Origin of the sequence: Tautonia plasticadhaerens, from assembly GCF_007752535.1 — a bacterium.
GTDB lineage: Bacteria > Planctomycetota > Planctomycetia > Isosphaerales > Isosphaeraceae > Tautonia > Tautonia plasticadhaerens.
The window spans coordinates 4,769,575-4,796,145 of sequence record NZ_CP036426.1; the positions used below are offsets into that span (position 1 = coordinate 4,769,575).

16 protein-coding genes are annotated in these 26,571 nt (G+C 71.4%); 7 read left to right on the forward strand and 9 right to left on the reverse strand.

Annotated features, from left to right (window positions below):
- The first annotated feature begins 17 nt into the window (after nucleotides 1–17).
- Entirely contained in the window at nucleotides 18–1,079 is a 1,062-nt protein-coding gene (locus ElP_RS19200; RefSeq protein WP_145272021.1) for a DMT family transporter, read from the forward strand.
- Nucleotides 1,080–1,773: 694 nt separating this feature from the next.
- Here ElP_RS19200 and ElP_RS19205 read toward each other — a convergent pair.
- Complete coding sequence (locus tag ElP_RS19205; protein WP_145272023.1) at nucleotides 1,774–3,969, reverse strand: heavy metal translocating P-type ATPase; 2,196 nt, start codon at nucleotides 3,967–3,969, stop codon at nucleotides 1,774–1,776.
- Between the two features lie 370 nt (nucleotides 3,970–4,339).
- On the opposite strand from ElP_RS19205, the gene ElP_RS19210 reads away from it, so the two are divergent.
- A complete protein-coding gene (locus tag ElP_RS19210; RefSeq protein WP_145272025.1) occupies nucleotides 4,340–4,639 on the forward strand; it encodes a hypothetical protein in 300 nt (99 codons plus the stop codon).
- Between the two features lie 108 nt (nucleotides 4,640–4,747).
- Here the strand turns inward: ElP_RS19210 and ElP_RS19215 are convergent, their stop codons facing one another.
- Nucleotides 4,748–7,903 (reverse strand): serine/threonine-protein kinase, encoded by a 3,156-nt coding sequence (locus tag ElP_RS19215; protein WP_145272027.1) that lies wholly within the window; start codon nucleotides 7,901–7,903, stop codon nucleotides 4,748–4,750.
- Nucleotides 7,894–8,484, reverse strand: coding sequence for an RNA polymerase sigma factor (locus tag ElP_RS19220; RefSeq protein WP_145272029.1), 591 nt, complete (start codon nucleotides 8,482–8,484; stop codon nucleotides 7,894–7,896). The genes ElP_RS19215 and ElP_RS19220 overlap by 10 nt, the downstream gene beginning before the upstream one ends.
- 581 nt (nucleotides 8,485–9,065) lie before the next feature.
- Between ElP_RS19220 and ElP_RS19225 the strand changes: the two genes are divergently transcribed.
- Nucleotides 9,066–9,968 (forward strand): sigma-70 family RNA polymerase sigma factor, encoded by a 903-nt coding sequence (locus ElP_RS19225; RefSeq protein ID WP_145272031.1) that lies wholly within the window; start codon nucleotides 9,066–9,068, stop codon nucleotides 9,966–9,968.
- 477 nt (nucleotides 9,969–10,445) lie between these two features.
- Nucleotides 10,446–11,678, forward strand: a complete 1,233-nt coding sequence (locus ElP_RS19230; protein WP_145272033.1) for a hypothetical protein — start codon at nucleotides 10,446–10,448, stop codon at nucleotides 11,676–11,678.
- Between the two features lie 48 nt (nucleotides 11,679–11,726).
- On the opposite strand, the gene ElP_RS19235 is transcribed toward ElP_RS19230, so the two are convergent.
- Nucleotides 11,727–12,533 (reverse strand): inositol monophosphatase family protein, encoded by an 807-nt coding sequence (locus ElP_RS19235; protein ID WP_145272034.1) that lies wholly within the window; start codon nucleotides 12,531–12,533, stop codon nucleotides 11,727–11,729.
- 709 nt (nucleotides 12,534–13,242) lie between these two features.
- Here ElP_RS19235 and ElP_RS19240 point away from each other — a divergent pair.
- The 3 genes from ElP_RS19240 to ElP_RS19250 all read left to right on the forward strand — a co-directional run bounded on the left by ElP_RS19240 (nucleotide 13,243) and on the right by ElP_RS19250 (nucleotide 21,181).
- Nucleotides 13,243–16,071, forward strand: coding sequence for a calcium-binding protein (locus tag ElP_RS19240; RefSeq protein WP_145278548.1), 2,829 nt, complete (start codon nucleotides 13,243–13,245; stop codon nucleotides 16,069–16,071).
- A gap of 478 nt (nucleotides 16,072–16,549) precedes the next feature.
- On the forward strand, nucleotides 16,550–18,145 hold the full coding sequence (locus ElP_RS19245; protein WP_145278550.1) for an arylsulfatase: 1,596 nt from the start codon (nucleotides 16,550–16,552) through the stop codon (nucleotides 18,143–18,145).
- A gap of 306 nt (nucleotides 18,146–18,451) precedes the next feature.
- Nucleotides 18,452–21,181: a M14 family zinc carboxypeptidase gene (locus ElP_RS19250; protein ID WP_145272036.1), complete on the forward strand. Its 2,730-nt coding sequence runs from the start codon at nucleotides 18,452–18,454 to the stop codon at nucleotides 21,179–21,181.
- 501 nt (nucleotides 21,182–21,682) lie between these two features.
- On the opposite strand, the gene ElP_RS19255 is transcribed toward ElP_RS19250, so the two are convergent.
- The 5 genes from ElP_RS19255 to ElP_RS19275 are packed head-to-tail and all read right to left on the reverse strand — an operon-like array spanning nucleotide 21,683 to nucleotide 26,482.
- Nucleotides 21,683–23,080, reverse strand: a complete 1,398-nt coding sequence (locus tag ElP_RS19255; protein ID WP_145272038.1) for an NAD(P)(+) transhydrogenase (Re/Si-specific) subunit beta — start codon at nucleotides 23,078–23,080, stop codon at nucleotides 21,683–21,685.
- A gap of 3 nt (nucleotides 23,081–23,083) precedes the next feature.
- Complete coding sequence (locus ElP_RS19260; protein ID WP_145272040.1) at nucleotides 23,084–23,365, reverse strand: NAD(P) transhydrogenase subunit alpha; 282 nt, start codon at nucleotides 23,363–23,365, stop codon at nucleotides 23,084–23,086.
- A gap of 3 nt (nucleotides 23,366–23,368) precedes the next feature.
- Nucleotides 23,369–24,595, reverse strand: a complete 1,227-nt coding sequence (locus tag ElP_RS19265) for a Re/Si-specific NAD(P)(+) transhydrogenase subunit alpha (protein WP_231749844.1) — start codon at nucleotides 24,593–24,595, stop codon at nucleotides 23,369–23,371.
- 58 nt (nucleotides 24,596–24,653) lie between these two features.
- Nucleotides 24,654–25,550 carry a hypothetical protein gene (locus ElP_RS19270; RefSeq protein ID WP_231749183.1) on the reverse strand — a complete coding sequence of 299 codons (897 nt, stop codon included), beginning with the start codon at nucleotides 25,548–25,550 and terminating at the stop codon, nucleotides 24,654–24,656.
- Complete coding sequence (locus tag ElP_RS19275; RefSeq protein ID WP_145272042.1) at nucleotides 25,547–26,482, reverse strand: S1/P1 nuclease; 936 nt, start codon at nucleotides 26,480–26,482, stop codon at nucleotides 25,547–25,549. Before ElP_RS19275 ends, ElP_RS19270 begins: the two co-directional genes overlap by 4 nt.
- Nucleotides 26,483–26,571: the final 89 nt, after the last annotated feature.

The following is a 26,571-nucleotide window of genomic DNA, read 5'->3' on the forward strand; positions in this document are numbered from 1 at the left end:
CGAGCTGAGGTCCATCGATGGCGGGGCAGGATGACGGCGGTGGCGGTACGAGTCGGTCGTCGGGCGGGATTGACCTGGCGGCCTACGTCTTCCTGGCCCTGATGGTCCTGATCGGCTCGACCACGGCCCTCTCGGCCAAGCTGGCAGTCCGGGAGTTGCCGCTGCCCCTGGTGCCGGTCTTCCGGTTCGGGGTCGCCGGGCTCTGCCTGCTGCCGTTCGCTCGCAGGGGGGGGGCCCTCTGGCGGATGATCCGGGAGGACCGGTGGCGGGTCCTGGCCTCGGCCCTCTTCTGCGTCGGCCTGAACCAGCTCTTCTTCCTGACCGGGGCCCGGCTGGCCCCGACCACCCACGTCGGCCTGATCTACGCCACGAACCCGCTCTTCGTGCTGCTGATCGCCTGCGGGATGGGGCAGGAGCGGATGAGGCTCGATCGGCTGGTCGGGGTCGTGACCAGCGTGCTCGGGGTGCTCATCATCGGCCTCGGGAACCTGCGGGGGGGGGCCTCGGCCGAGGCCTCCCGGGGGCTCCTGGGGGATTTACTCCTCGTCGGCGCGGTGACGACCTGGGGCGCGTACATGGCCGTCAGCCGACCGTTGATCCGGAAGCATGGGGCGCTTCCCGCGCTGGCCGGCACGTTCCTGGTCGGGGCCCTGCTCGACCTGCCGTTCACCCTGCTGGCGATGGACTGGGACGGCTCGATCGCCCCGCTGGGCCTTGGGGCGATCGGCTCGGCCTCCGCCACCGCCTGGCTGGGCCTGGCCCACCTGACCCTGATCGTCACGGTCTTCGCCCTCGGGTTCCAGAACCTGGCGATGACCAGGCTCGACGCCAGCGAGGTGGCCACCTTCGGCAACGCGGCGCCGATCCTGACGGTCGTCTGGGGCTACCTCTTCCTGGGGGAGGCGATCACCCCCTTCCTGGTCCTCGGCGGCGCCCTGACCCTCGGCGGCATCCTCTGGACCATCCGGCCCCGACGCCATCGGGCCCCGGCGCCGACGGTGGCGCCAACCCTTTCCCAGCCGTCCGCTCCCCGCCCGGTCGAGTTCCCGAGGCCGACCCCGGTCGCCTGCGTCGACTGATCGAGCCGGATCCGGCGGGGGTCTCCTCGATACCGTGACGGCCCCATTCCGAGCGGGGTCGTCTCGCCCCCCGGTCGTCCGCGACCGGGGCAAATTGGGTTTGTTTCGCGCCGAGCCCGGGGCGATTTGGGTTTGTTTCGCCCGGCAGGGGGCGGGCGGATTGGGTTTGTTTCGCGCCGGATGCGGGGCGTCGTCGGCCCCCGAAGCTCGATGACCCTCGAGGAGGGTTCGGGCGAATGATCACCGCCCGGTGCGCCCGGGTTGCGCCGGTCGGTGCGCCCGAATTCGAGACGATCATCGGAGTGATTGTGTTTCTGCCGGAATGAGTTGCGTCGATGGGCTCGGGTTCGTTTCGGGAATCCGGGGCCCGAGCCATTGGGCTTGTTTGGTCATGGCCTGGGCACGCCCACCGGATCGGGTCGACGGGTGGGGGGAACGACCGGCGACCGTCGTCGGGCGCGATAGGGTTTGTTTCGCCGAGGGTGGTCTCGGAGATCCGGCCGGCCTGGGTGCGCCTTCGGTGCGCCGGCCGGTCGTCGCGTTCGGGTTGCCAAGGAGCGTGAGAGGCCCTCCCCATCGCCCCCGAATCGAGGGTGACGCCGAGGCCGGGGCGTGATGCGGGGGAGGCGTCCCCGCATCAACAAGATCGGGAAAAGTCCGATCGGCAGTCACACGAAGTCGGGTGGAAGGCCGGTCAAGGGCGGCCGGGGTCGCCCGGGCGGAGCAGGCGGAGGGCGTTGGCGACGACGACGAGGGTGGTGCCGACGTCGGCGGCGATGGCCATCCAGAGGTCGGCCAGGCCGAGCACCGCGAGGGCGAGGACGAGCAGCTTGAGACCGATCGCCAGGGCGATGTTCTGGCGGATGACCCGGAGGGTCCTTCGGCTGTGGCGGACGAGCCAGGGGAGGCCCCGGAGGTCGTCCGCCATCAGGACCACGTCGGCCGCCTCCAGGGCGACGGCGCTGGAGATGCCGCCGAGGGCGACGCTGACCCGGGCCTCGGCCAGCGCGGGGGCGTCGTTGACGCCGTCGCCGACCATGCCGGTCGGGCCGAGCAGGGCGTCGAGCCGTGAGACGACCTCGGCCTTGTCGGCGGGGAGCAGCCCGGCCCGGTGGTCGGCCAGGCCGAGCTCGGCGGCGGTGGCGGCGGCGGTCGAGGGGTTGTCCCCGGTGAGCATGACGGTGCGGAGGCCGAGCGTGGCCAGCTCGGCGAGCACGGCGGCGGCCTCGGGCCGGGGGCGGTCGGCCAGCCGGATCCAGCCGAGCGGCCCGCCGGGGGCCGACAACGCGACGGCGGTGCCGGGGCCGAGCTCGGCGTCGCCGAGCGAGGCGTGGAAGGCGTCGTCGCAGAGGCCCGCCTCGTCGATATAGCGGTGGCTGCCGATGTGGTATCGCGTGGCCCCGACGGTGCCGGTGGCGCCCAGGCCGGGCTGGGCCAGGTAGTCCTCGGCATCGGGCACCGCGAGGGCCATCTCCCGGGCGTGCCGGGCGATGGCCCGGCCGAGGACGTGCCCGCCCCGGTCCCCCAGGGCGGCGGCGACCCGGAGCATCGAGTCGGGGCAGCCCTCGGCCGCGGGGACGACCTCGACGACGCTCGGCTCCCCCCGGGTCAGCGTGCCCGTCTTGTCGAAGGCGAAGACCCGGAGCCGGCCCACCGCCTCCAGGAACTGGCCCCCCTTGACCAGCACCCCCCGCCTGGCCGACGAGGCCAGGGCGCTGACCACCGCCACCGGCGTGCCGATCACCAACGCACAGGGGCAGGCCACCACCAGCACGACCAGCCCCCGGAGGAACCACTCCCGCCAGTCGGCCGGGATTCCGAGCATCGTCCCGACCAGGGGAGGGCCGTCCATCACCAGCGCCGCCATCACGACGACCATCGGCGTGTAGACGGCCGCGAACCGCTCGATGCTCCGCTCCAGGGGCATCCGGCGCCCCTGGGCCTCGCGGACCAGCGCGGCGGTCCGGGCGACGACCGAGTCCCCCGGGGGCCGGGTGGCCTCGACGTCCAGGGCCCCGGCGCCGTTGACCGTGCCGGCGAAGACCTCGTCTCCGGGCCCCTTGTCGACCGGGACCGATTCCCCCGTGATCGCCTTCTGATCGACGCTCGACCGGCCGGAGACGACCCGGCCGTCGATCGGCACCCGGTCGCCGGCCCGGACCCGGACGCGCCGGCCCGGCCCGACCGCGTCGGCCGGGACGACCCGGGTCCCGCCTCCCGGCTCGATCAGCTCGGCCGTCTCGGGGGCGACTTCCAGCAGCGACCGGACGGCCCGACGGGCCCGGGCCAGGCTCTGGGCCTCCAGGGCCTCGGCCAGGCCGAACAGGAAGGCGACCGTGGCCGCCTCGCCCCACTCCCCCAGGGCGATGGCGCCGAGGATCGCCAGGGTCATCAAGAGGTGGATCCCCAGCCGACGCTGCCGGACCCCTCGCCAGGCCTTCGGCAGCAGCTCGACGGCCCCCAGGGCGACCGCCGCCGCGTATCCGGCCAGGGCGATCCGTCCCTCCCAGCCGAACGCCCCCGATCCCCCGGCGGCCCAGGACGACCAGTCGGCCGCCGCCCCGATCGCCAACGCCAATCCGGACGAGCCCGTCGCCCCCCACCTCGAACGGAAGGCCCGCCAGGACCCTTCGCCCTCGGACCCCCGGGCGATCATCGGTGCCTCGACGACCGGCTCGGCGGCCATGCCCGCCCCGTCTCGGATTCGGCGGGTCAGCGAGGTCGGGTCGGTGAGGCCGGGATCGAAGGAGACGGCCACGGTCCCCCCGGGCGGGTCGAAGTCCAGCCCGAGGACGCCGGGGGCCCCTTCCAGGGCACCTCGGATCGGCGAGACCTCATGGGGGCAATCCAGCCCCTCGACCCTCAGCGTGCAGCGGGCCGGCCGCTCCATGCTCCGCGCCTCCGATCGCGTCGCCGCCGCCCCCTCCCCGGCCGCGCGGGGTGTCCCTGTCGAGGCGGTCCGAATGCCCCGAATTATAGACGGCGAGGGGAGTTGTGGAAACGCGAGGTCGGGCCGGCGCCGGGGCCCCGGGGAATCCGGCGAAAAACTTGAGGGAAAAGTGATTAAATTGGCCCGAAGTCACGATGATATTTCTGTACGACACGCGACCACCGCAAGCAACGGTGGTCGAGAGGAAACGACCGGCCAGATCAGTTCGCGTCCGAACGCTCCGCCACTAAAGCCTCTGCGACGAAACGACCGCACGTCACGAAACGCCCGCACGCTTCTAAAGTCCGCACATTTAAAAACGAGTTCAAAAATGGCCAGCTTCCGCAACCCGTTCGCCGTCCGCGCCCCGGATCTCCGCTCGAACCCCGCCCGCGACTCGCGCCCCTCGCGCAGCAGCCGGAACCCCCGCTTCGCCCCCGAGTTCCTCGAGGGTCGCCTGAGCCCCTCGACCTTCGCCCTCGCCGCCGTGCCCGCCCAGATCTCCACCTACACCAGCACGACCGCCACGTTCGCCGTCGCCCGCGGCGAGGAGCCCCTCCCGACCGACCCCAACGGCGACCCGATCCCGAAGCCGATCGGTGACAAGCCCGGCCACGACGTTCCTATCTGATCCTATTTCAGAACTTTGTTCGCGAGGCCGGCCTCGGCGGTATCACCCGCCGGTGCCGGCCTCGTTGTTTTGGCGAGGGGCGGGATACCGATCAGATCGCCCGCCTGCTCACCGACCGTCGGGGGTGGGGAGGAAGGATTCCGGTCCACCCAGTAGTTCGGCGAACTCTGCGTGGCGGCCGTCGAACATCGGATCCCGCGCGAATCGGCTCCCGATGAAGTCAGGATCCTGACGCCCCGCCTGGAGTAACGCATCAACCGCAGGGCCGAGGTGGGAAGGATCGGCCGAGGAGGCTACGGCGTGAGCCCGGGCGAGCGCATAGGAGGCTTCCCCTAGATAGTGCCCCGTCCGATTTGCGAGACGGGCCGCCTCCTCAGCAAGGTAAATCGATGAGTCGTAATCTGCCTCCCGGGCCGCCTGGCCAGAGAGCACGGCCGTCGAAACGAGAGTGCTGGGCTCTTGGAGGACGAAGGCGTCGAAATCGGGGTGATCCACCACGAATCGATATTCCTCGTGTGCCTCATTCATCCGTCCGGTCTGCTGAAGAAGGACGGCGCGGTTATACCGGGCTCGCAGGTTAGCAGGTTGCTCCTGGATGATCAGGCAATATCCGTCCATTGCCCACTGGTACTCGCCGGCGATCTGGGCCTGGTTGGCGAGTGCGAAGCGGGTATTGAGATCGTCCAGGCCGAGACCAAGGCGGATCGGGTCGACTCCCCGAGTCGCGACCGGGCGGAACTCCGGGGGGAGGGGCTGTCCGGCGATCAGTTCGAGCTGATTACAGAGGGTTTGCCATCGGGCCGGCCCGCTTGAACGGGTGAGTAGCCGATACCGTTGGACCGCCTGCCTGATCAGGTCGGGTCGACCCCTCTCGACGCCCAAGAGGGCGATGTTGCGGTAGGGGACTTCCCAGCGGGGTGCGAGATCGATGGCCTGTCTCAGGTGAGCGATCGCGGAGTCGACCGCTCCGAGATATGATTTGGAAACGCCCCGGCCTAGCCAGAGCAATGCGGAATCCCTGCGACGCTCAAGGCAGTGGGAGATCGCCTCGTCGGCGACCGAGAAGTCGCCAATCCTGACCGCGACCGCAGCGAGCCGGTATCGGGGGTAATACAGCTCCGGGCGACGGGACAAGGCCTGCCGATAATCCGACATGGCCTGCTGGAAGCTGCTCGGGCCCCGGCCTACCTTCATCCCGGTTTCGCCCTCGATGCAGAGCGCCTCGGTCAGGCAGCCGGAGAGATAGGACTCCAACCAGGGTGGCGGCGGTTCTTTCGAGGCTGGCGAAGGGGAGCGATCGCGGAGTTGCTCACGCAAACAGGCCGCGACCCGATCCAGGGGAGCAATTGAATACCGGCCCCGCAGGCGATTGATGACGGCGAGGGCTCTTCGACGCTCCTCGGGAAACACGTCGTAGTCGGGGGTGGTCGCCTCAACTCCGAGGATTAGCGCCTGGTGGAGGATCAGGCACTGGAGGTCCGACCGCTCCGGCTCTTCGAGCTCGATGATCTCCGGATTATCCCAGAACGATGGGCCATCCTCGTCCAGGAGACCATACGCCCGGAGGATTGCCTCGGCATCGTCGATCGCATCGGGAGCCCGATCGAGGAAGAGCGGCCTGTACTCGGCCACGGCGTCGACGAGGGAGCTTTGCCATTGCGACTTCGCTCGCCGTTGAAGATCCAGGGATACCGCCTGGCCCTGGACGACCGAGGCGGCGCCGCTACCGGCCACTCCCAGCAAAACACTCAACGCCGCCGCCAGCAGCGGGCGGCGGCGGCGGCGGGCCCAGCGGGCGAGTTCCAGCCAGCGGGGGGGGTGGGCGTGGGCGAGGGGGAGGCCGGTGCGCCAGCGGTCGAGGTCGTCGGCGAGGTGGGAGGCGAGGGGGTAGCGCTCGGAGGGGGCGGGGGCGAGGCAGCGGCGGAGGATGACCCGGAGGCCGGGGGGGATGGAGGCCAGCAGCGGGCGGAAGTCGGGGTCGCCGGCGGTGCGGTCGGCGGCCAGTCGGGCGGCGAGATCCCGGCCGGATCGGGGGGAGGCGTCGGTCGGCGAGGGCACCAGCGGCGGGCGGCCGGTGAGGGCCTCCCGGAGGATCAGGCCCAGGGCGTAGAGGTCGGCCCGGTGGCGGGCCTCCCGGCCGGGGGGGGAGGCGAGCTCGGGCTCGGCGATGGCGCGGAGGCGCTCGGGGGCCATGTAGGCGAGGGTGCCGCCGGCCTCCCCGGAGGGGGAGCCGGGGGGGGCGTCGGGCTGCCAGTCGGTCGAGAGGTTGAAGTCCAGCAGCATCGGCTGGCCGTCGCCGCCGATCAGGACGTTGGAGGGCTTCAGGTCGCCGTGGGTCACCCCGGCCCGGTAGGCGTGGTCGAGCGCCTCGGCCAGCCGGGCGACGACCCAGGAGACGGCCTGCGCGTAGGAGAGGCCCGAGATCAGCTCCCGGGCCGGGCGGGCCGAGGTCCCGGCGGAGAACTCGGGGGCGGAGCGGAGGTCCAGGTCGGTCAGGAGGTCGGCGCCCCGGTCGGGGCGTCGGGAACGCATCCGGGACTCGACGAGCACCTCGCCGAGCGTGGCGCCGCCGACGAAGGGCATGAAGATCAGCTGCAGGCCGTCGTCGGTCGTCCGCTCCCGGAGGATCGGGACGATGTGGGGGTGCGGCGCCCGGGCGAGGTAGCGGTGCTCGGCCGAGGGCCGGCCGGCGACCTTGACCACCAGCAGGCGGTCCTCCAGCTCGGTGTCGGCGGCGAGGAAGACGCGGGCGAAGCCGCCCCGGCCCAGCTCCCGGAGCAGCCGGAAGGAGCCGACCACGTCCCCGGGCTTGAAGGGGGCGGGCTCCTCGGCCGAGCCGGGGGAGAAGGAGGGCAGGGCCTCCCGCAGGGCGATCAGGCGGAGCAGCCGGTCGCGGTGCGCGGGGAACCGGCCGACGAAGGCGTCGGGGGAGGGCCGGTCGCCGGAGGAGACCCGCAGGCAGTACTCGTGGTAGATCAGCTCGACCGGGCCGTCGGGGTCGCCGCCGGGCAGGCGGTCGAGGTACTGCTCGGCCCGGGGGGCCTCGCCGAGGTCCCAGCGCCGGGTGAACTCCTCGAGTATCGCCTCCAGGCCGGAGACGGAGCCGAGGGCCGGGGCGGTTCCGGTCCCGTCTCCTGGGGTGGTGCCGGCCGAGCCGGACCCGGTCCAGAGGCGGAGTCGTTCGGCGTCGGTGGGGGGCTCGGCGCCGGGGGGATTCGGGGAGGGGATCCGGGGGAGGCGACCGGGGCTGGGCATCAGCGCCATCGGCGTTCCTCCATGCGACGACGGGTGTCGTCGATGAGCCGTCGGACGGTCCGCTCGCTCAGGCCGACCCGGGCGGCGATCTCCTCGAAGGTCAGGCCCTGGCCCCTCAGGCGGATGGCCTCGGCCTCCTTGTCGCTGCAGCCGGCGGTGATCTGCTCCAGGCGGTCGATCTCCTGGAGGTTCTGGCTGGGGGTTGGGTCGTGGGAGGGGACGTCCCGGGGCTGCTCCAGGCCTCCCCGGCGGACGTAGAGCGGCTCCTCGCGGCCGAGGTCGTACTTGAGGGTCCTGGTCCGGCGGCGGTACTCCTCGTGGACCTTGTTCCAGGCGACCCCGGTGAGGTAGGCGCGCAGGTGCTGCCGGTTCTCGAACCGGGTCGGGTCGACGCCCTCCCCGGCGAAGACGCTGGTCCAGACGAGCTGGACGAAGTCCATCGAATCGAACTGCGACCGGAGCACCCGGGGCAGTTGCCGCCGGACGGCCAGCCGGACGTCGGCCTCGAACTCGGCCAGGAGCGTGCCGATCGCCTGGTCGTCCCCCGACTTGGCCCGGGAGACGAGCTCGGAGAAGGAAGTCTCGTTCATCGTGCCTTCGCCCCGGGGATGACGGCCGATCGCCTCGCCCCCCGGCGAGACGTCGACGTCTCGCCGAATCCCTGGGGGGCCGGAGCCGAAGGGGAGACCGGCCGGGACGCCGGGGCGATCGCTCGTCCGCCCCGACGCAGGAACCCGCATCTCTAAGATTACCCCATCGCCCTCCGAAGTTCACCCCTAAATAACACTCACTTTTCCGGAATCCCATCCCCATACACCCACCCCCCGCCCGGACGCCCCGGCGACGCATTCCGCCGATCCGGCCCGATTCCCCGGGGAAACCACGGATTTCGCCGTTTCGTTTTTTCTTGTCCGCTCGCCCAGGCGGATCGCAACCCCCCAGTCATGACCGACGGACGATGCCCCGATCCGGCGGGATTCATGACGAGCAGCTTTCTTTGTTAGGCCATGGACGGGGCGGTGGAGTGGGGCGGGGGGCTGCCCCCCGCGAGACCGATCGAGGCCGGGCGACCCCGACAGGACGGGCGGGTCGGCGGCCTCAGGGAACGCCAACGGGCGCTCGGCCCGGGCGATGAGGCCTCGGGCCGAACACCAACGAGGAGCATCCATCGATGGTACGGTGCTGCACCAGGGAGCGGACGACCACGAGCCCCTTGGGGGACTACCTCCGCGAGATCCGCGACCACGACCTGCTGACGGCCGACGAGGAGGTCGAGCTGGCCCGGGGCGTGAAGGCCGGCGACGAGGACGCCCGATCCCGGCTGATCCGGGCGAACCTGAGGCTGGTGGTCAAGGTGGCCCGCGACTTCGAGGGCCGGGGCCTGGCCCTGGAGGACCTCGTGGGGGAGGGGAACCTCGGCCTGATCCGGGCGGCGATGGAGTTCGACCCCCGCTTCGGCACCCGATTCAGCACCTATGCGAGCCACTGGATCAAGCAGGCGATCCGGCACGCCCTGATCACCACCACCGCCACCATCCGCCTGCCGGCCCACATGGTCGGGCTCCTGACCAAGTGGCGACGGGCCGAGCGGGCGTACCTCCGGGAGTTCGGCCACGCGCCGAGCTTCGAGCACCTGGCCGTCTCGCTCGGGCTCTCCGAGGCCAAGCGTCGGATGGTCGAGCAGGCCCTGCTCGCCTGCCGGCTGATGCCGGGCAGCGGGGGGGAGGCCGACGAGGGCGGCGCCCTGGACGAGGCCGCCGCCCCGCACGAGGCCCCCGGGATGTCGATGGAAGTCGACGACGACCGCCGGGACCTGCTGCGGCGGCTCGAACGGCTCGACGACCGGGAGCGGACCATCCTCACGCTCCGCTTCGGCCTCGAGGGCCGCGAGCCGATGACGCTCAAGGAGATCGGCCGACGCCTGGGGGTCACCCGGGAGTGGGTCCGCAAGATCGAGGTCCGGGCCGTCCGCAAGCTCGACGACGTGACGCCGCCGACCGCGCCGGCCGCCCGCCGCCCGTCGGCCGCCGGGCGGCCCCGGCGGACCCGGCAGCCCGCCCTCCAGTCGGCCTGAATCCGCCCGACGGGCCCGAGGGTCCCCTCGCGATGTCGGGCACGATCGACGCCGATCGGCCCGGGCGACGGGACGGGCCCCCGGGAAGCGGCCGGCCCTTCCCCGCTCGCGGGGAGGGGCCGGCCGCGCCGCATTCCCCCCGACGACCCCCCCATCCGGGCGGCCGGGAGGGGGATCCGCCCCCGGGCCCTCGGCTCGGATCGGATCGCGACGGGGCCCGCGGCCGGGCGACCGTCACAGGCCGCGATCGCGGCAGGTCCGGCCGGACTTCCGGGGGGTCCGGGCTTGGTTCGGGTTGCCCGGGTGGGAAGATTGTGGTGTGATCCGTCCGTTTCCCCTCAGCGATCGCGCCCCGCGTCCTCGCCCACCCCATCCTGGCGGACTCACCCCTCGGCCGCGGCGACGCTCGGCAACCGATTCCGACCGAGGCGAAGCGAGCGATCCCGACTCGGCTCCTCGAACCGCCGGTAGGGCCTCATGTCCCGATCAACCGCAGCGATTTCGCTCGTCCTGCTGCTCGCCGCCTCGGCGGGCCCGGGATGCCGCTCGTTCCAGGGGAATCTCCTCCGGCGAGAGGTCGCCCAGGCCCCGCCGAAGCCCGAGCAGCCGGACCCGGCCGAACTCGCCCGCCGCGTCGCGCTGGAGCACGACCGTCGGGCGGGGCTGGTCGAGGCGCTCAAGGTGACCGACCTGAAGATCCAGGTCGACACCTTCACCGACCAGAACGGCCGGAGCCGGTCGATGTTCGTCGGCGGCACGGCCGAGGGCGTGCTGGTGATGGAGCGGCCGAGGAACCTGCGGATCCTCCTGAAGAAGCCGCTGGGCATGTCGGTCGCGGACATCGGCTCCAACGACCGGGAGTTCTGGTTCGCCAACGACCTGGCCCACGAGATGATCATCGGCAGCTACGCGCAGGCCGAGGGCCTGGCCGACCCGTTCCTCGCGTCGGTCCGGCCCGGCTGGATCTTCGAGGTGCTCGGCCTGGAGCCGATCGCCGCCGACGCCTCGATCGAGCGGGGGGAGTCGGACGCGACGCTGACGATCGTCGAGGACCGAACCCTCCCCAACGGCGTGAAGATGGTCAAGGAGTCGGTCCTGAACGTGGCCGAGCAGCGGATCGTCGAGCACCGGCTCTATTCCGAGGGCCGCAAGGAACTCGTCGCCCAGGCCCGGGTCGAGCAGCCCGTCTCCCTGCCGGTCGGCCCGTCCGACGGGGTGAATCCGCCGGAGACGATCCAGATCCCCCGGTTCGTCCGCCTGACGATCCCCGAGGTCGCCGAGCTTCGCATGACCCTGGTCGGCATCGAGCCGAACCCGTCGGACGACTTCGCCGCGCTGACCTCGTTCGAGAAGCCGCCGAAGGACGGGTACCAGTTCGTCGACCTGTTCGACCTGGCCTCGCAGCCCGGCCCCGTGCTGGCCGACGCCTCCTCGGCCTCCTCGGCATCGACCCCGCCGCCGATCCCCCCGCCCTCGATGGCTATGGACGCCCCGGGGGCGCTGGTCCTGCCGAGGAGCGACCGCGAGGTCGCCCGGGTCGAGGACGCGTCGGGCACCCCTCGGCGGGACGAGCCGGGGGGCGGCCCCTCGGACCCGGTCGCCCTCGACCTCCCCTCGGCCTCCCGGGTCCCGGGCGCGAGCCTCCGGCGGGAGACCTGGGACACGATCGAGGGGAACCGGTTCCGCCGGGGCGTGCTCCGGCGCGAATGACCACGGGGCAGGGCAGGGGGGGCGGCCCGGTCGATCGCCGGTCGGGCGTCACCCCTTGCGATCGTCGGGGAGGTGCTCCCGGACGACGGCCAGGACCTCCTCGTGCAGCGTCCCGTTCGAGGCGAGCACGCTGGTGACGGCCAGCGGGAGGTCTCGGCCGAGGCAGTCGGTGACCCGGCCGCCGGCCTCCTCGACGAACAACCGCCCGGCGGCGAAGTCCCAGGGCGAGAGCTGGTATTCGAAGAAGGCGCCGAACTGGCCGCAGCCGACCATGCACAGGTCCAGGGCGGCCGTGCCGAAGCGTCGGATGCCGTGGATGTTGCGGCGGAACAACCCGGAGACGGACCGGAGGGTGGCCTCCATCATCTCGCCCCGGTCGTAGTAGAAGCCGACGCCGACCATCGCCTGGTCGAGCGTCTCGTGGGGTGCGACCCGGGCCGGCTCGCCGTTGCGGAAGGCCCCGACGCCCCGGACCGCGGTGAACAGGTCCCCCCGGATCGGGCTGAGGACGACGCCGCACTCGGCCCGCCCCCCCCGGTAGTAGGCGACCGAGACGGCGAAGTGATCCAGGCGATGGGCGAAGTTGTTCGTGCCGTCGAGCGGGTCGACGACCCAGAGGTGCTCGGCGTCGAGGTCGCCGTGCTTCGCCTCCTCCTCGCCGAGGATGGAGTGCCCGGGATACGCCTCCCGGAGCACGGCGACGATGGCATGCTCGGCCTCCAGGTCGGCGTCGGTGACGAGGTTGCCGACGTCCTTGGAGCGATGGGCGACGCCCCGTTCGAAGCATCGGGCCAGCACGGTCCCGGCGGCCCGGGCGGCCTGCTCGGCGACGGTCAGTTCGGGGATGCTGCTCATGATCGGTCCGACGAGGTCCGGGTCGGGCCCCGGTCGATCCGGGGCCGGCGCCCCATTATGGCCACCCCAACCCCGGGACAGAAAGCCGAGGAATCCTCCCGCCGAGGACGGGTTCACCCTTGATGGAGTTATCCCGGAGCCCGGGATCGAATGTCTGATAATGGACCTTATGGTCATCTCGGCCGGGGGTGGCTCGCGATCCATCTGAAATCCAGCGCCGCCGCCGCCCCGCTTCCAGCCGCTTGCGCCCCAACGCCGCGCCTCGCGCCTCCGCGTCGTGAGGCAGTCATCCACGACCATGAGCATTCGAGGGATTTTGCCCCGGCCTGTCTCCCGGGTCGGAGGAGGCGCAGGTCCGGTCCCGGGGATCGCGGAGGAGTCGCCTGAGCGGCATGCAATGCGATCTCTTCAATAATCATCGGCGCGGAGCCGGGCCCGTGGGTCGGGAACGAGCCGCGATCGGGCGGCTCGGGTGCCCCGTGTCGATGAATTGATCCCTGCGATCGGCCCGGCCGGCGGGATCGGGGTGCGCATCGAGATGATCCGGGCTCCTGGCCCGGTCGGTCCCCGTGCCGCGCCGATCGAGGCGAGCCATGCCCTCCCCGGACGTTCGCGGAGGGCCCGTGAGAGGTCTGCGCGGCCTCGGCGATGACCGGGGGCCCGCCTGGCGGTTCCATCAACTTCGAGGAGACTCATCGTGTTAAGGGACATGTCTCGCATCCTGCTCGGGCGTCGTGAGTCCCTTCGTCGTCGGCCGCGACCGGCCCGGGCCGCGCTCCGGCTCGTCGGGGCGGAGCCGCTGGAGATCCGCATCACCCCGGCGGTCGTCGCGAGCTTCTCGCCGACCGCCGGGGTGCTGACGGTCTTCGGCGACGTGCTGGACAATTCGATCGCGCTCGGCCGCAACGCGGCGGGCAACATCCTGGTCAACGGGGGCGCCGTGGCGATCACGGGCGGCACGCCCACCGTCGCCAACACGGCGCTGATCCAGGTCTTCGGCCAGGGCGGGAACGACGCCATCGCGCTCAACGAGGCCGGCGGCGCGCTACCCCGGGCCAATCTCTTCGGCGGTACCGGCAACGACGTCCTCACCGGCGGCTCGGGCGGCGACCTGCTCTTCGGCCAGTCGGGCAACGACACGCTGCTGGGCCGGGGCGGCGCCGACTTCCTCTTCGGCGGCTCCGAGGACGACGTCCTGACCGGCGGCGACGGCGACGACCAGGTCTTCGGCGAGTCGGGCGACGACCGCATGGTCTGGAACCCCGGCGACGACACCGACCTCAACGAGGGCGGCGGCGGCGTCGACACCGTCGAGGTCAACGGCGGCGGCGGCGCCGAGGTCTTCACCGTCACCGCCAACGGGACCCGCGTCCGCTTCGACCGCCTCGACCCGGCCCCCTTCGCCATCGACATCGGCACCTCGGAGAACCTCGTCCTCAACGCGAACGGCGGCAACGACAGCGTCTCGGCCACGGGCAACCTCGCCGCCCTGATCCGGATCACCGTCGACGGCGGGGCCGGCGACGACACCATCCTGGGCAGCAACGGTGCCGACCTGCTGCTGGGAGGCGCCGGCGACGACTTCGTCGACGGCCAGCAGGGCAACGACGTGGCCCTGCTCGGCGCCGGCGACGACGTCTTCCAGTGGGATCCCGGCGACGGCAGCGACGTCGTCGAGGGCCAGGGCGGTACCGACACGATGCGCTTCAACGGCTCGGCCGGAGCCGAGATCTTCCAGGCCTCGGCCAACGGCGGGCGGGTGCTGTTCACCCGCAACCTCGGCAACATCGTGATGGACCTCGACGACGTCGAGGCGATCGACCTCAACACGCTGGGCAACGCCGACACGACCGTCGTCAACGACCTGTCCGGCACCGACCTCGTCGAGGTCAACGTGGACCTGGCCGGGACGATCGGCGGGACGGCCGGCGACGGGCAGGCGGATGTCGTCATCGTCAACGGCACCAACGGCGACGACGTCATCGACATCTTCGGCGCGGGCAGCTCGGTCGCGGTGGTCGGGCTGCCGGCGGTCGTGAACGTCGCCAATTCCGAGGGGGCCAACGACTCGCTCGTCATCAACGCCTCGGGCGGTGAAGACGGGGTGACGGCGACCACGCTGCCCGCCGGCGTCATCAGGCTCATCTTGGACGGCGGATCCGGCGATGACGTGCTCCTCGGCTCGCAGGGCGCCGACGTCCTCCTCGGGGGCGACGACGACGACTTCGTCTTCGGCGACAACGGCAACGACGTGGCCCTACTCGGCGTCGGCGACGACGTCTTCCAGTGGGATCCCGGCGACGGCAGCGACGTCGTCGAGGGCCAGGCCGGCACCGACTCCCTGCTGTTCTTCGGCTCGAATGCCAGCGAGAACATCGACCTCCTGGCCAACGGCGGGCGGGCCCTCCTCTTCCGCAACGTGGGCAACATTACCATGGACCTCGACGACGTCGAGGGGATCGAGATCCGCGCCCTCGGCGGCGCCGACAACATCGTCGTCGGCGACCTGAGCGGCACGGACGTGACGCGGGTCGACCTGGACCTGCGGGGGCCCGACGGCGGAGGCGACGGCGCGGCCGACGCGGTCACCGTCAACGCCACCCAGGGCGCCGACGTCTTCGGCGCCTCGGGCGACGCCGGCGGGATCGCCGTCTTCGGCCTCCAGGCCCGGGTGAACGTCTTCCACCAGGAACAGGCCGATGACCGCTTGACGCTCAACGCCCTGGGCGGGGACGACGTCATCGACGCCACCTCGCTGGAGGCCGACGGCATCCAGCTGGCGATGAACGGCGGCCTCGGGGACGACGTGCTCCTCGGCAGCGAGGGCGACGACCTCGTCAACGGCGGGGACGGCGACGACCTCGCCCTGCTGGGCGCCGGCGACGACACCTTCGTCTGGAACCCGGGCGACGACAGCGACACCGTCGAGGGCCAGGCAGGCCTCGACACGATGCGCTTCAACGGCTCCAACGCCGCCGAGAACATCAACATCTCTGCCAACGGCGGGCGCGTCCGCTTCACCCGCGACGTGGCCAACGTGACGATGGACCTCGACGACGTCGAGGGCATCGACTTCAACGCCCTGGGCGGGGCCGACACCGTCGTGGTCAACGATCTCTCCGGCACCGACGTCGTCGACTTCAACCTGAACCTGGCGGCCGCGTCCGGGGCGGGCGACACCCAGGCCGACACCGTCATCGTCGCCGGCACCAACGGCGACGACGTCGTCCTGGTGACCGGGGATGCCGCCGGGGTGTCCGTCCTCGGCCTCTCGGCCCGGGTGAACATCACCGGCGCCGAGGCGTCCAACGACCGGCTGGTGGTCAACGCCCTGGCCGGCGACGACGTGATCGAGGCCTCGGGCCTGGCCGTCGGCGCCATCCAGCTCACGGCCGACGGCGGCGACGGCGACGACGTCCTGATCGGCGGCGACGGCAATGACGTGCTAATCGGCGGCGACGGCGATGACGTCCTGATCGGCGGCCTGGGACTGGACGTCCTCGACGGCGGCCCCGGCAGTAATGTCGTGATCCAGTGATCGGGTAATGTCGTGATCCCAGGCAGATCCCCTCCAGGGCGCAGGTTCGACTCCTGGGGGGGCCTCCATCAGACGTCGTCAAGGGCCATCCCGGCGACGTCTTTCCGTTCTCCTCGCACCGACCTGGGCGAAGGTGGAGCCCGAGGCGGCCTGATCCGGGGGGCTGGGGCCGGCCTCCCGCCGTTCGCCCCGGGGACCGGGCTGCCCATCGTGCGAAATCGGGAGGAATTCGCCATCTCCCGCGATTCCTCCTATCGAGCCGGGCGAGTCGGGCTTATCCTCGTTAGCTCCGGCGAATCCGCCTCGCAGTTCGCCCCCATCGGTCCCGATTCCACCTCGATCGCGGCGAAACGGGTGCGGCAATCGGGCCGACTCGATCGTCTTGCCGAGCCTCATCGAGGATGAGTCCCACGACGCCGGATCCGCCTGGCCGTCAGCTCGCGATCCCCAACTTCTTTCGACGGAGCATCGTGTTATGATGCATGCGAACGTCGTGTCCACCGCGATCTTCCTACTCGGGGCCCTCGTCGGGACCCCGACCATCGCCCAGGAATCGAAACCGAATATCGTCATCATCTGGGGAGACGACATCGGCCAGTCGAACGTCAGCGCCTATACTCGGGGGCTGATGGGATACCGCACGCCGAACATCGACCGGATCGCCCGGGAGGGGATGCTCTTCACCGATTATTACGGCGAGCAGAGCTGCACCGCCGGGCGGGCCTCGTTCATCACCGGCCAGCACGGCATGCGGACGGGCCTGACCAAGGTCGGCCTGCCCGGGGCCGAGGCCGGCCTCCAGGCCGAGGATCCGACCATCGCCACCGTGCTCAAGAGCCTCGGCTACGCGACCGGCCAGATCGGCAAGAACCACCTGGGGGACCGCAACCCCTACCTCCCCACCGTCCACGGCTTCGACGAGTTCTACGGCAACCTCTACCACCTCAACGCCGAGGAGGAGCCGGAACTCCCCGACTATCCGAAGGACCCCGCCTTCCGCGCGAGGTACGGCCCCCGGGGCGTGCTCGACGCCAAGGCCACCGACGAGGACGACCCGACCGTCGACCCCCGGTTCGGCCGCGTGGGCAAGCAGGTCATCGAGGACACCGGCCCGCTGACGAAGGAGCGGATGGAGACCATCGACGACGACATCGCCGCCCGGGCCGTCGACTTCATCGAGCGCAAGGCCGGGGCCGACGAGCCCTTCTTCGTCTGGGTCAACTTCACCCACATGCACTTGCGGACCCACCCGAAGCCCGAGAGCGTCGGCCAGGCCGGCCGCTGGCAGAGCGTATACCACGACGTGATGATCGACCACGATGAGAACGTCGGCACCGTGCTCGACGCCCTCGACCGGCTCGGCATCGCCGACGACACGTTCGTGATGTACAGCACCGACAATGGTCCGCACATGAACACCTGGCCCGACGGGGCCATGACCCCCTTCCGCAACGAGAAGAACTCGAACTGGGAGGGCGCCTATCGCGTCCCGGCGATGGTCCGATGGCCGGGCAGGATCGAGCCGGGCTCGGTCTCCAACGAGATCGTCTCGCACCTCGACTGGCTGCCGACCCTGGCGGCGATGGCCGGCGAACCGGACGTCTCCGAGAAGCTCCTGCAGGGCTTCCCGGTCGGCGACACGACCTACAAGGTCCACCTCGACGGCTACAACCTGCTCCCGTATCTGACCGGGGAAGCCGAGGAGTCTCCCCGCGACTCGTTCCTCTACTGCAACGACGACCAGCAGCTCACCGGGCTGCGCTACGACAACTGGAAGTTCGTCTTCCTCGAGCAGCGGGTCCAGGGGACCCTCCGGATCTGGGCGGAGCCGTTCGTCACGCTGCGGGTCCCCAAGGTCTTCAATCTCCGGACCGACCCCTACGAGCGGGCCGACGTCACCTCGAACACCTATTACGACTGGCTGATCGACCACGTCTTCATGCTGGTCCCGGCCCAGGAGTACGTGGGCAAGTTCCTGGAGACCTTCGTCGAGTACCCGCCCCGCCAGAAGGCCGCCAGCTTCAACCTCGACGAGGTGATGCGGAAGCTCCAGCAGGCCGGTAGCGGCCACTGACACGCGGGGGTCGTCGGTCAGTCGGGGGCCTCCGGCGCCGCAGGCCCCCCTGCCCTGGCCTCGGCGGGGCGGGAGGGCGCCCCGGGGGGGCGTCGCCGAGGCTCGTCCCGCTCACGGCGGGGATCGCCCGGGTCGCCGCCTCGGGCGACATGGTCGATCGGGCGGCGTGCCTGCCGGGGACTCCCGGGGCCGACGTCCCCTCGGCCGCTTGACGCGGGAGGTGTGGCCCCGGATAACGGATCGGGCCGCCGATGGCCGGGCCGGACGCGGTCGGTCGGTGAGCCGGGATTTCGGGGAGGTCGCCTCGTGTCGGGAAATCGAGCGTCGGGTCGGCGTCGAGCGGCGGGTCGTTCGTGGGTCGCGCTGGTCGTCGTCCTGGCGATCGGGGGCAGGGCCGGGGGGCAGGATCGCGGGGCTCCGGACTGGCTGCTGCCGATGCCGGAGATCGAGGCCGACCCGGCCATCCCGACCCTGGAAGGGGTCGTCGGCCACTCCTGGGGCGAGGACGTCTCCAGCCACGCCGAGATCCTCCGCTACCTGGAAGCCCTCGTCGCGTCGGCCCCCGACCGCTCGAAGCTGGTCCGCTACGGCCGGACGGTCGAGGGCCGGGATCTCGTCTACGTCGCGATCTCCTCGGCCGGGACGATGGCCCGGCTCGACGAGGCCCGCGCCGAGAATCTCCGGCTGGCCGACCCCCGATCTCTGGGCGAGGGCGAGGCCGAACGGCTGATCGAGGAGGCACCGGCCGTCGCCTGGCTGGCCTACTCGGTCCACGGCAACGAGTCGTCGTCCAGCGACGCGGCCCTGGTCACGGCCTATACGCTGCTGGCCGACCGGCGCGACGAGACGACGCGATGGCTCGATGACGTGATCGTCGTCATCGACCCGCTGCAGAACCCCGACGGCCGGGACCGCTTCGTCGATGCCCACCGGAGGGCCCGGGGGGCATTCCCGCAGTCAGCCCCCCGGGCCACCGAGCGGGCCGAGCCCTGGCCCGGGGGCCGCTACAACCACTACCTGTTCGACATGAACCGGGACTGGTACCTCCAGTCCCAGCCCGAGACGAAGGCGAAGGTGGCGGCGTACCTCGACTGGCAGCCGCAGATCTACGTGGATGCCCATGAGATGGGCGCGAACAACAACTATTACTTCGATCCCGCCTCCGACCCCTTCAATCCCCAGATCACCGACCGCCAAAACGACTGGGCGACCCGGATCGGCCGACGCCAGGCGGGGCAGTTCGACCGCTTCGGCTTCGCCTACACCACCCGTGAGGTCTACGACGCCTTCTACCCCGGCTACGGCTCCACCTGGCCGATGATGCAGGGCGGCATCGGCCTGCTCTGGGAGCAGTCGGGCGTCCGGGGCCTGGTGGTCGACCTGGAGGACGAGACGGCCCTGCATTACCACGACGCCGTCCGCCACCACTACGTCAGCAGCCTGGCGACGATCGCCGCCGCCGCCGAGGGCCGATCCGACCTGCTCCGCACCTTCTTCGAGGGCAGACAGGAGGCGATCGAACGCGGCGAATCCGGCGAGACGCCCGACGTCTTCCTCCTGCCCGGGAAGACCCCGAATCGCGCCGCCGAGCTGGCCGCCCTGCTCGTCGCCAACGGCATCGAGGTCCGCCGCCTGGCCGCCCCGGTCACGCTGGAGGGCGGTGCCGCCGTCGAGCAGGTCGCGCCCGAGGGGGCCTATTACGTCCCGGCGGCACAGCCGGCGGGACGCCTCGCCGAGACCTTGCTGGCCGATCGCCAGGAGATGGGGGACGACTTCATCGCCCGGCAGCTCGACCGCAAGGCCCGCCTGCTGGGCGACGAGATCTACGACGTGACCGCCTGGTCCCTGCCCCGGACCTTCGGCATCGACGCCCTTCGGGGCACCCCGGTCGAGGAGCCGGACTCGGAGCCGATCGGCGAGGACGGCGGCCGGCCCGGGGGCTCGGTCGAGGGCCCCGATCGGCCGACCGTCGGCTACCTCGTCCCGGCCGAGGACGAGGCGGCGCTCGACGCCCTCTCCTCCTGGCTCCGATCGGCCTACCGCGTCCACGTCGTCGACCGCCCGTTCACGATCGACGGCACTTCCTTCGGCCGCGGCACGCTGCTGCTCCGCACGGCCCAGAACCCCGACTCGCTGCACGACGCCGTCCGCAAGACTGCCGAGGAGTTCGGCCTGACGATCACCGCCATCGACACCAGCTTCGTCGACGAGGGCGTCGGCCTCGGCGGCCCGAACGTCGCCTGGGTCGAGCCGCCGAAGGTCCTGCTCGCCTTCGAGGAGCCGGTCAGCCCCTTCGCCGGGCACACCTGGTTCCTGTTCGACCGGGAGTGGTCCTACCCCACGACCCGGGTGGCCGCCCCCTCGGTCGCCGGCCCGCTCGACCTGGGCGACTACAACGTCCTGATCCTCCCCGACGGGAGCTACGGCGACGAGTCCGGCTTCGACGCCGACGCCGCCGCGAAGCTCCGCCGCTGGGTCTCCGACGGCGGCACCCTGATCCTGGTCGACGGCGCCCTCCGCTGGGCGATCGGCGAGGAAATCGGCCTGATGCCGACCGAGCGTCGGGAGGTCCCCGTCGGCCCCGTCCCCGGCGAGGGCCTTGCCTCTGACCAGGCTGAAGGCCAGGAAGGCGAGGGCGAGGAGGACGAGGCCGATTCCGAAGACGCCGACGCGCCGAAGCAGTCCCCCCGCCCGGTCCCCGGGGCGATCTTGCGGGCGACCGTCTACGACGACCACTGGGTCACGGCCGGCCTGCCCCCTTCGGTCGAACTGCTGACCCAGACCGGCCTGATCGTCGACCCCCTCGACCCCACCGAGGGCCGCAACCTCGTCACCTTCGACGAGCAGGACGAGCCCGCCAGCGGCTTCTGCTGGCCCGATACCCTGGAGGCGATCGGCCGATCCCCGCTGGTCCTCTACCGCTCCATCGGCCAGGGCCACGTCATCGGCTTCACCGACGACCCCAACTACCGAGCCCTCTCCCCCCTCACTCAGCGCCTCTTCCGCAACACCGTCTTCTTCGGCCCGGGGCATTGAGGCCGGATCGCTTGGGCGGCTCTCACATGTCAGCCCCGTGTTTCCGACCGACCAATGACTCCATAATTCCTGGATTCCGTCATAGTCCGCATTGCAAGGCGATGCATGGTGATCTCGTCACGGACTCCCGAAGGACAGCCCAACAACTGCCCGGTCTGCGGGAAAGCGATCGTGATGGAGCCATCCCAGCCGTTCGGGGACGCACCTTGCCCTCATTGTGGCTGTCTCCTGCGCTTCGAGCCGCACGCCGAGGGCGCGTGCGTCACGGTCGTAGAGCGAGCCGAGACAGCCCTCGACTCCGGGGCCGGGCAACCGATGTACGTCTGCCCCCAATGCAAGGCCCGCATCCCGTTCGGCACGGAGCGCCAGCCGCCCCCCGCCCGGTGCCCCGGGTGCAGGCGACGGCTCTCCATCCCGACAACCTTGACCCCGGAGCTGCGGGCCAAACTCGGCGTGGAGGGGCCAGGAGGGATGTCCGGATAGCTGGCTCCGTCTCCCGGATCAATGCTCCAGCGCCGCGATCAGATCCACCAGCGCCTTCTTGCCGTCGGCGAAGTACATCAGCGTGTTGTCGGCGGCGAACAGCGGGTTGGGGATGCCGGCGAAGCCTGGGGAGAGGGAACGCTTGACGACGACCACGGTGCGGGCCCTGTCCACGTCGAGGATCGGCATGCCGGCGATCGGGCTGCTCGGGTCGGTGCGGGCGACGGGGTTCACCACGTCGTTGGCGCCGATGACGATCACCACGTCGGTCTGCTCGAACTGGGGGTTGGCTTCCTCCATCGTCAGCAGCTTCTCATAGGGGATGTCGGCCTCGGCGAGCAGGACGTTCATGTGTCCGGGCATCCGGCCGGCGACGGGGTGGATGGCGAAGTCGACCTGGACGCCCCGCTTCTCCAGCAGCTCGGCCAGGGTCTTCACCGAGTGTTGCGCCTGGCTCACCGCCAGTCCGTAGCCGGGGACGATCATCACCCGCTGGGCGATGTCCAGCAGCATGGCGATCTCCTCCGGGTCGGCCGACTTCACCCGGCCGGCGTAAATGTCGTCCCCCTTCCCTCCCCCGGGGGCCGTCACCGCCGCGCCGAGCCCGCCGAACAGGACGTTGGCGAGCGACCGGTTCATCGCGTCGCACATGATCCGGGTCAGGATGATCCCGGAGGCGCCCACCAGCGACCCGGCGATGATCAGCATCGTGTTGTCGAGCACGAACCCGGTGGCACAGGCCGCCAGGCCCGAGTACGAGTTCAACAGCGAGATCACCACCGGCATGTCGGCCCCGCCGATCGGGATCACCGCCAGGATCCCCAGCGCCGACGCCACGAGCACCAGGCCCCAGTAGAACAGCGGCACGTCCGGCCGCATCGCCACGCCCGCCGCCAGGGCGATCGACGCCACCAGCAGGGCCGCGTTGATCGCGTGGCGGCCGGGCAGCAGCACCGGGTTGCCCGAGATCAGGTCCTGGAGCTTGCCGAAGGCCACCAGGCTCCCCCAGAAGGTGACGGCGCCGATCAGGCCCGAGACCGCGGTGGCGATCGTGAGCTGGGCCGTCACCGGCCGCTCGGTGATCCCCACTGCCTCGATCAGCGCCGCCCCGGCGACGAGGACCGAGGCGATCCCCCCCAGGCCGTTGAGCAGGGCCACCATCTGCGGCATCGCCGTCATCGGGATCCGCTGCGCCAGCACGGCCCCGATCGCCGAGCCGACGAGGATCCCGCCGAGGATCCCGCCGTAGCCGACGATCTGCCGGTCCAGCAGCGTCACCACCACGGCGATCAGCATGCCCGAGGCGCCCAGCAGGTTCCCCCGCACGGCCGTCCTCGGGTGGCTCAGGCCCTTCAGGCCGAGGATGAACAGCGCCGAGGCGACGAGGTAGGCCAGGTTGATCAGCGAGGTTGTCACGGTTCAGGACTTCCGTCGGAACATGCCCAGGATGCGGTGGGTGACCAGGAAGCCCCCCACCACGTTGATCGTCGCCAGGACCACCGCCAGGGTGCCCAGCACGGTCGACAGCGTCGAGTACTGCGTCCCCGACGAGAGGAGCGCCCCCACCAGCGTGATGCCCGAGATCGCGTTCGAGCCCGACATCAGGGGGGTGTGCAACGTCGGCGGGACCTTCGTGATGACCTCGAACCCCACGAACAGGGCGAGCACGAAGATCGTCAAGGCGGCCACCAGCGCGTCCATGAATCAGGGTCTCCTCGCGTCGTCCGACGCCATCGGGCCCAGCCCCAGGGCCTCCCGGACCCGGGGGTGGACCACCTCGCCGCCCCGGGCGAAGAGCGTCTCCCGGGTGATCTCGTCGTCGAGGTCGACCCTCAGGGCGCCGTCCTTGACCATGTGGAGCAGGAGGGTGGTGATGTTGCTCGAATACATCTGGCTGGCGTGGTAGGGGACCATCCCGGCCAGGTTGATCGGCCCGATGACGGTCACCCCGTCGACGACGGCCGTCTCGCCGGGGCGGGTGGCCTCGCAGTTGCCGCCGCGTTCGGCGGCCATGTCGACCACGACGGAGCCGGGGTTCATGCCCGAGACCATCGCCGAGGTGACCAGCACCGGGGCCCTCCGGCCGGGGACGTTGGCCGTGGTGATGACCACGTCGCTCTCGGCCACGACCTTCGCCATCAGCGCCTGCTGCTTGCGGAGGAAGTCCTCCCCCTGGGCCCGGGCGTAGCCCCCCTTGTCCTCGGCGTCCCCGGCCTCCAGCGGCAGCTCGACGAACCGGGCGCCGAGGCTCTGCACCTGCTCCTTCACCGCCGGGCGGATGTCGTAGGCCGAGACGACCGCCCCCATCCGCTTCGCCGTGGAGATCGCCTGGAGTCCCGCCACGCCCACGCCCACCACCAGCACCCGGGCGGGCGAGACGGTGCCGGCGGCGGTCATCAGCATCGGGAACATCCGGGGCAGGGCGTCGGCCGCCAGCAGCACGGCCTTGTAGCCGGCCACGGTGGACATCGACGACAGGGCGTCCATGCTCTGCGCCCGGGTGATCCTCGGCAGCAGCTCGATCGAGAAGGCCGAGATTCCCGTCCCGGCCAGTTCCCGGGCCGACTCCGGGTCCCCGAGCGGCCGGAAGAACCCGAGGGCCGACTGGCCGGGCCGGTAGAGCGCCAGGTCCGCCTTCCCCGCCTCGGGGTTCGCCCCCAGGCCGAGCAGGTGGAACATCACGCCCGCCTTCTCGAAGACCTCCTCCCGGGTCGGGACGACGGTCGCCCCCTTCTGCCGGTACGCCTCGTCCGGGTAGCCCGCCGGGAGCCCGGCCCCGGCCTCGATGAGCACCTCGACGCCGGCCTTGGCCAGTACCGGCACGGATGCCGGCACCAGGGCGACGCGACGCTCCCCCGGGAATCGCTCCTTCACGACGCCGATGATCATGAAACGCTCGCCCTCGTGCCTCGTGCGGACCCGCAGCAGCATCGCCAATGAGGCCGCCCGACTCAAGCCCCCGCCGACCCCGACCCTCCCCGATCGGCCCTCACCAACGCCCGGGGCCGACCTTCATCCGGACCGCCCAGACGAGATAGACCCGGTCGTGCAGCCTCCAGCCCCAGGGGCGGATCGGCTCCAGCCCCGAGAGCGTCCCCGCCAGGGCCGAGTCCCCCCGGATCGCCGCCATCAGCTCGCCCGGGTGCAGCCCGAGGATGTGCTGCCTCGACCGGGCCAAGCGGGGGAGCAGGTCCGGATAGTCCTGCTCGGGGACGTTCGAGAGCGCCGGGTAGCTCCGGGTCGAGACGACGTCGGTGATCAGGGTCGCCGAGCCCCCGGGCCTCGTCAATCGGGCCAGCAGCCGGAGGTGGCCCGCCCGGATCGCCGACACCGCCTCCCCGATCCTCGGGTGGCGATCCCCGAGGACGTGGCAGGCGGTCTCGACGAGCTGGCTGAGCAGGCAGGTCGACGCCACCCGGTCGAACGGCCCCGGCAGGGCCAGGGCGACCCTCCCCGACGGCCAGCCGGCCATCGCGGCCAGGTCGGCCGGGCCGACCTCGGCCCGGGGAGACCAGCCCGAGAAGGCGTCGAGCATGCTCGACACGTCGAGCCCGCCGTGCAGTCGGAGCCCCGGGTGCTCGTACACCCCCTGCCTCGTGGCCCCCATCCCGAGGGCCTCGCCGTCGAGGTCGACGAGGTGGACCTCCCGGTGGGCCTCCAGCAGCCCGGGGAGATCCAGGTCATTCGTATTGCCCGCGCCGAGGACGCAGAGCCGGGTCGCCTCCCCCCCCCTGACCTCCCCCGCCCCCAGCAGGTTCGAGACGGCCCGCCGGTGCCCGGCGAAGCCGTCCCACTGCCCCTGGCTGGAGGCGTTGAAGGTGGACTGCCGGGCGCGGTGGTCGTCCAGCGAGGATGGGACCCGTTCGCGGGCGTCTCGACCCATCATTCGGCGACGAGATCGGAGAGCAGGTCGGCCAGGCGATAGCCGGCCAGGGCGCACTGGCTGCGGGCGACGTTCGTCGCGTCCGCCTCGTAGCCGATCGGCGGCTCGGGGAACTCGCCGACGGTGAAGTCGAGGTTGTTGTAGGCGTATCGGAGCGCCAGCCTCACCCCCTCCCGGGACCATTCGACGGGCTCCTTCCAGGCGAGCCGATTGGCGAACGAGGCGCGGGGATGTTCGGCCACCAGCGCGGCGGCCAGGGCGTCCACGGCCTCGGCGGAGGCGTCACCGCCGAGCGCCCAGTCCCAGAAGCCGTGCAGGGTGTATTCGCCGAACCTGATGTCGTTGCCGCCCCGGTCGCCGTCCGGCGTGGCCGGGGCGAACCGGGCGACGTTGTGGAGCGGCTGGTGCAGGTCGCCGACCTGGTGGAAGATCCAGCTCAGGGCCAGGGCGCGGTCGTCGGGTGCGGCCGACCGGTCCCCGGCGAGGGCGACGTTGGCGGCGAGCGATTCCAGGACGTCGCCGTGCGGGTCGTCGTCCCCCGGGTCCTGGATCGGCGGCAGGACCTCCCGGACCCGGCCGTCGGGCCCGACCATGATCCGGAAGTTGACGTAGTGGGCCCGGCCGACGTCGTACCGCGTGAAGGGGCCGGGGCGCCGGGCGTCGTCGGGGAAGACGGAGGCGTTGAGGAACAGGTTCAGGTCCGGGTCGTCGCCGTTGCCCTCGTGGCCGCGCCAGAAGGCGGCGTCCCGGGCCGCCGGGTGCTCCCGGAGAAGGTCGACGACCGCCTGACGGGCCACCGGCTCCATCTGCTCGAAGGCGATCGCCGCGATCACGCGATGCCCGCAGTCGTTCCAGGTCGCCGTGGGCGGGGCAGGCGGCGGGGACGCGAGCAGGACGGCGATCATCGCCGAGGCGATCGGCAGGCAGGGGCTCATCGGGGGAGACGCTCCGAGGTCGGACGGCGGGGATCGGGCGGCGCCCCATCATACCGGGATGCCCCCGATCGGGATCCAGGCCGGTTGCC

Bases quoted from the DNA above. Each gene is read 5' to 3' on its own strand.
- ElP_RS19205 (WP_145272023.1), bottom strand. From the start codon at position 3,969: ATGGAGCGGCCGGCCCGCTGCACGCTGAGGGTCGAGGGGCTGGATTGC.
- ElP_RS19210 (WP_145272025.1), top strand. From the start codon at position 4,340: ATGGCCAGCTTCCGCAACCCGTTCGCCGTCCGCGCCCCGGATCTCCGC.
- ElP_RS19220 (WP_145272029.1), bottom strand. From the start codon at position 8,484: ATGAACGAGACTTCCTTCTCCGAGCTCGTCTCCCGGGCCAAGTCGGGG.
- ElP_RS19200 (WP_145272021.1), top strand. From the start codon at position 18: ATGGCGGGGCAGGATGACGGCGGTGGCGGTACGAGTCGGTCGTCGGGC.
- ElP_RS19245 (WP_145278550.1), top strand. From the start codon at position 16,550: ATGCATGCGAACGTCGTGTCCACCGCGATCTTCCTACTCGGGGCCCTC.
- ElP_RS19215 (WP_145272027.1), bottom strand. From the start codon at position 7,903: ATGGCGCTGATGCCCAGCCCCGGTCGCCTCCCCCGGATCCCCTCCCCG.
- ElP_RS19225 (WP_145272031.1), top strand. From the start codon at position 9,066: ATGGTACGGTGCTGCACCAGGGAGCGGACGACCACGAGCCCCTTGGGG.
- ElP_RS19235 (WP_145272034.1), bottom strand. From the start codon at position 12,533: ATGAGCAGCATCCCCGAACTGACCGTCGCCGAGCAGGCCGCCCGGGCC.
- ElP_RS19270 (WP_231749183.1), bottom strand. From the start codon at position 25,550: ATGATGGGTCGAGACGCCCGCGAACGGGTCCCATCCTCGCTGGACGAC.
- ElP_RS19275 (WP_145272042.1), bottom strand. From the start codon at position 26,482: ATGAGCCCCTGCCTGCCGATCGCCTCGGCGATGATCGCCGTCCTGCTC.
- ElP_RS19265 (WP_231749844.1), bottom strand. From the start codon at position 24,595: ATGCTGCTGCGGGTCCGCACGAGGCACGAGGGCGAGCGTTTCATGATC.
- ElP_RS19260 (WP_145272040.1), bottom strand. From the start codon at position 23,365: ATGGACGCGCTGGTGGCCGCCTTGACGATCTTCGTGCTCGCCCTGTTC.
- ElP_RS19240 (WP_145278548.1), top strand. From the start codon at position 13,243: ATGTCTCGCATCCTGCTCGGGCGTCGTGAGTCCCTTCGTCGTCGGCCG.
- ElP_RS19230 (WP_145272033.1), top strand. From the start codon at position 10,446: ATGTCCCGATCAACCGCAGCGATTTCGCTCGTCCTGCTGCTCGCCGCC.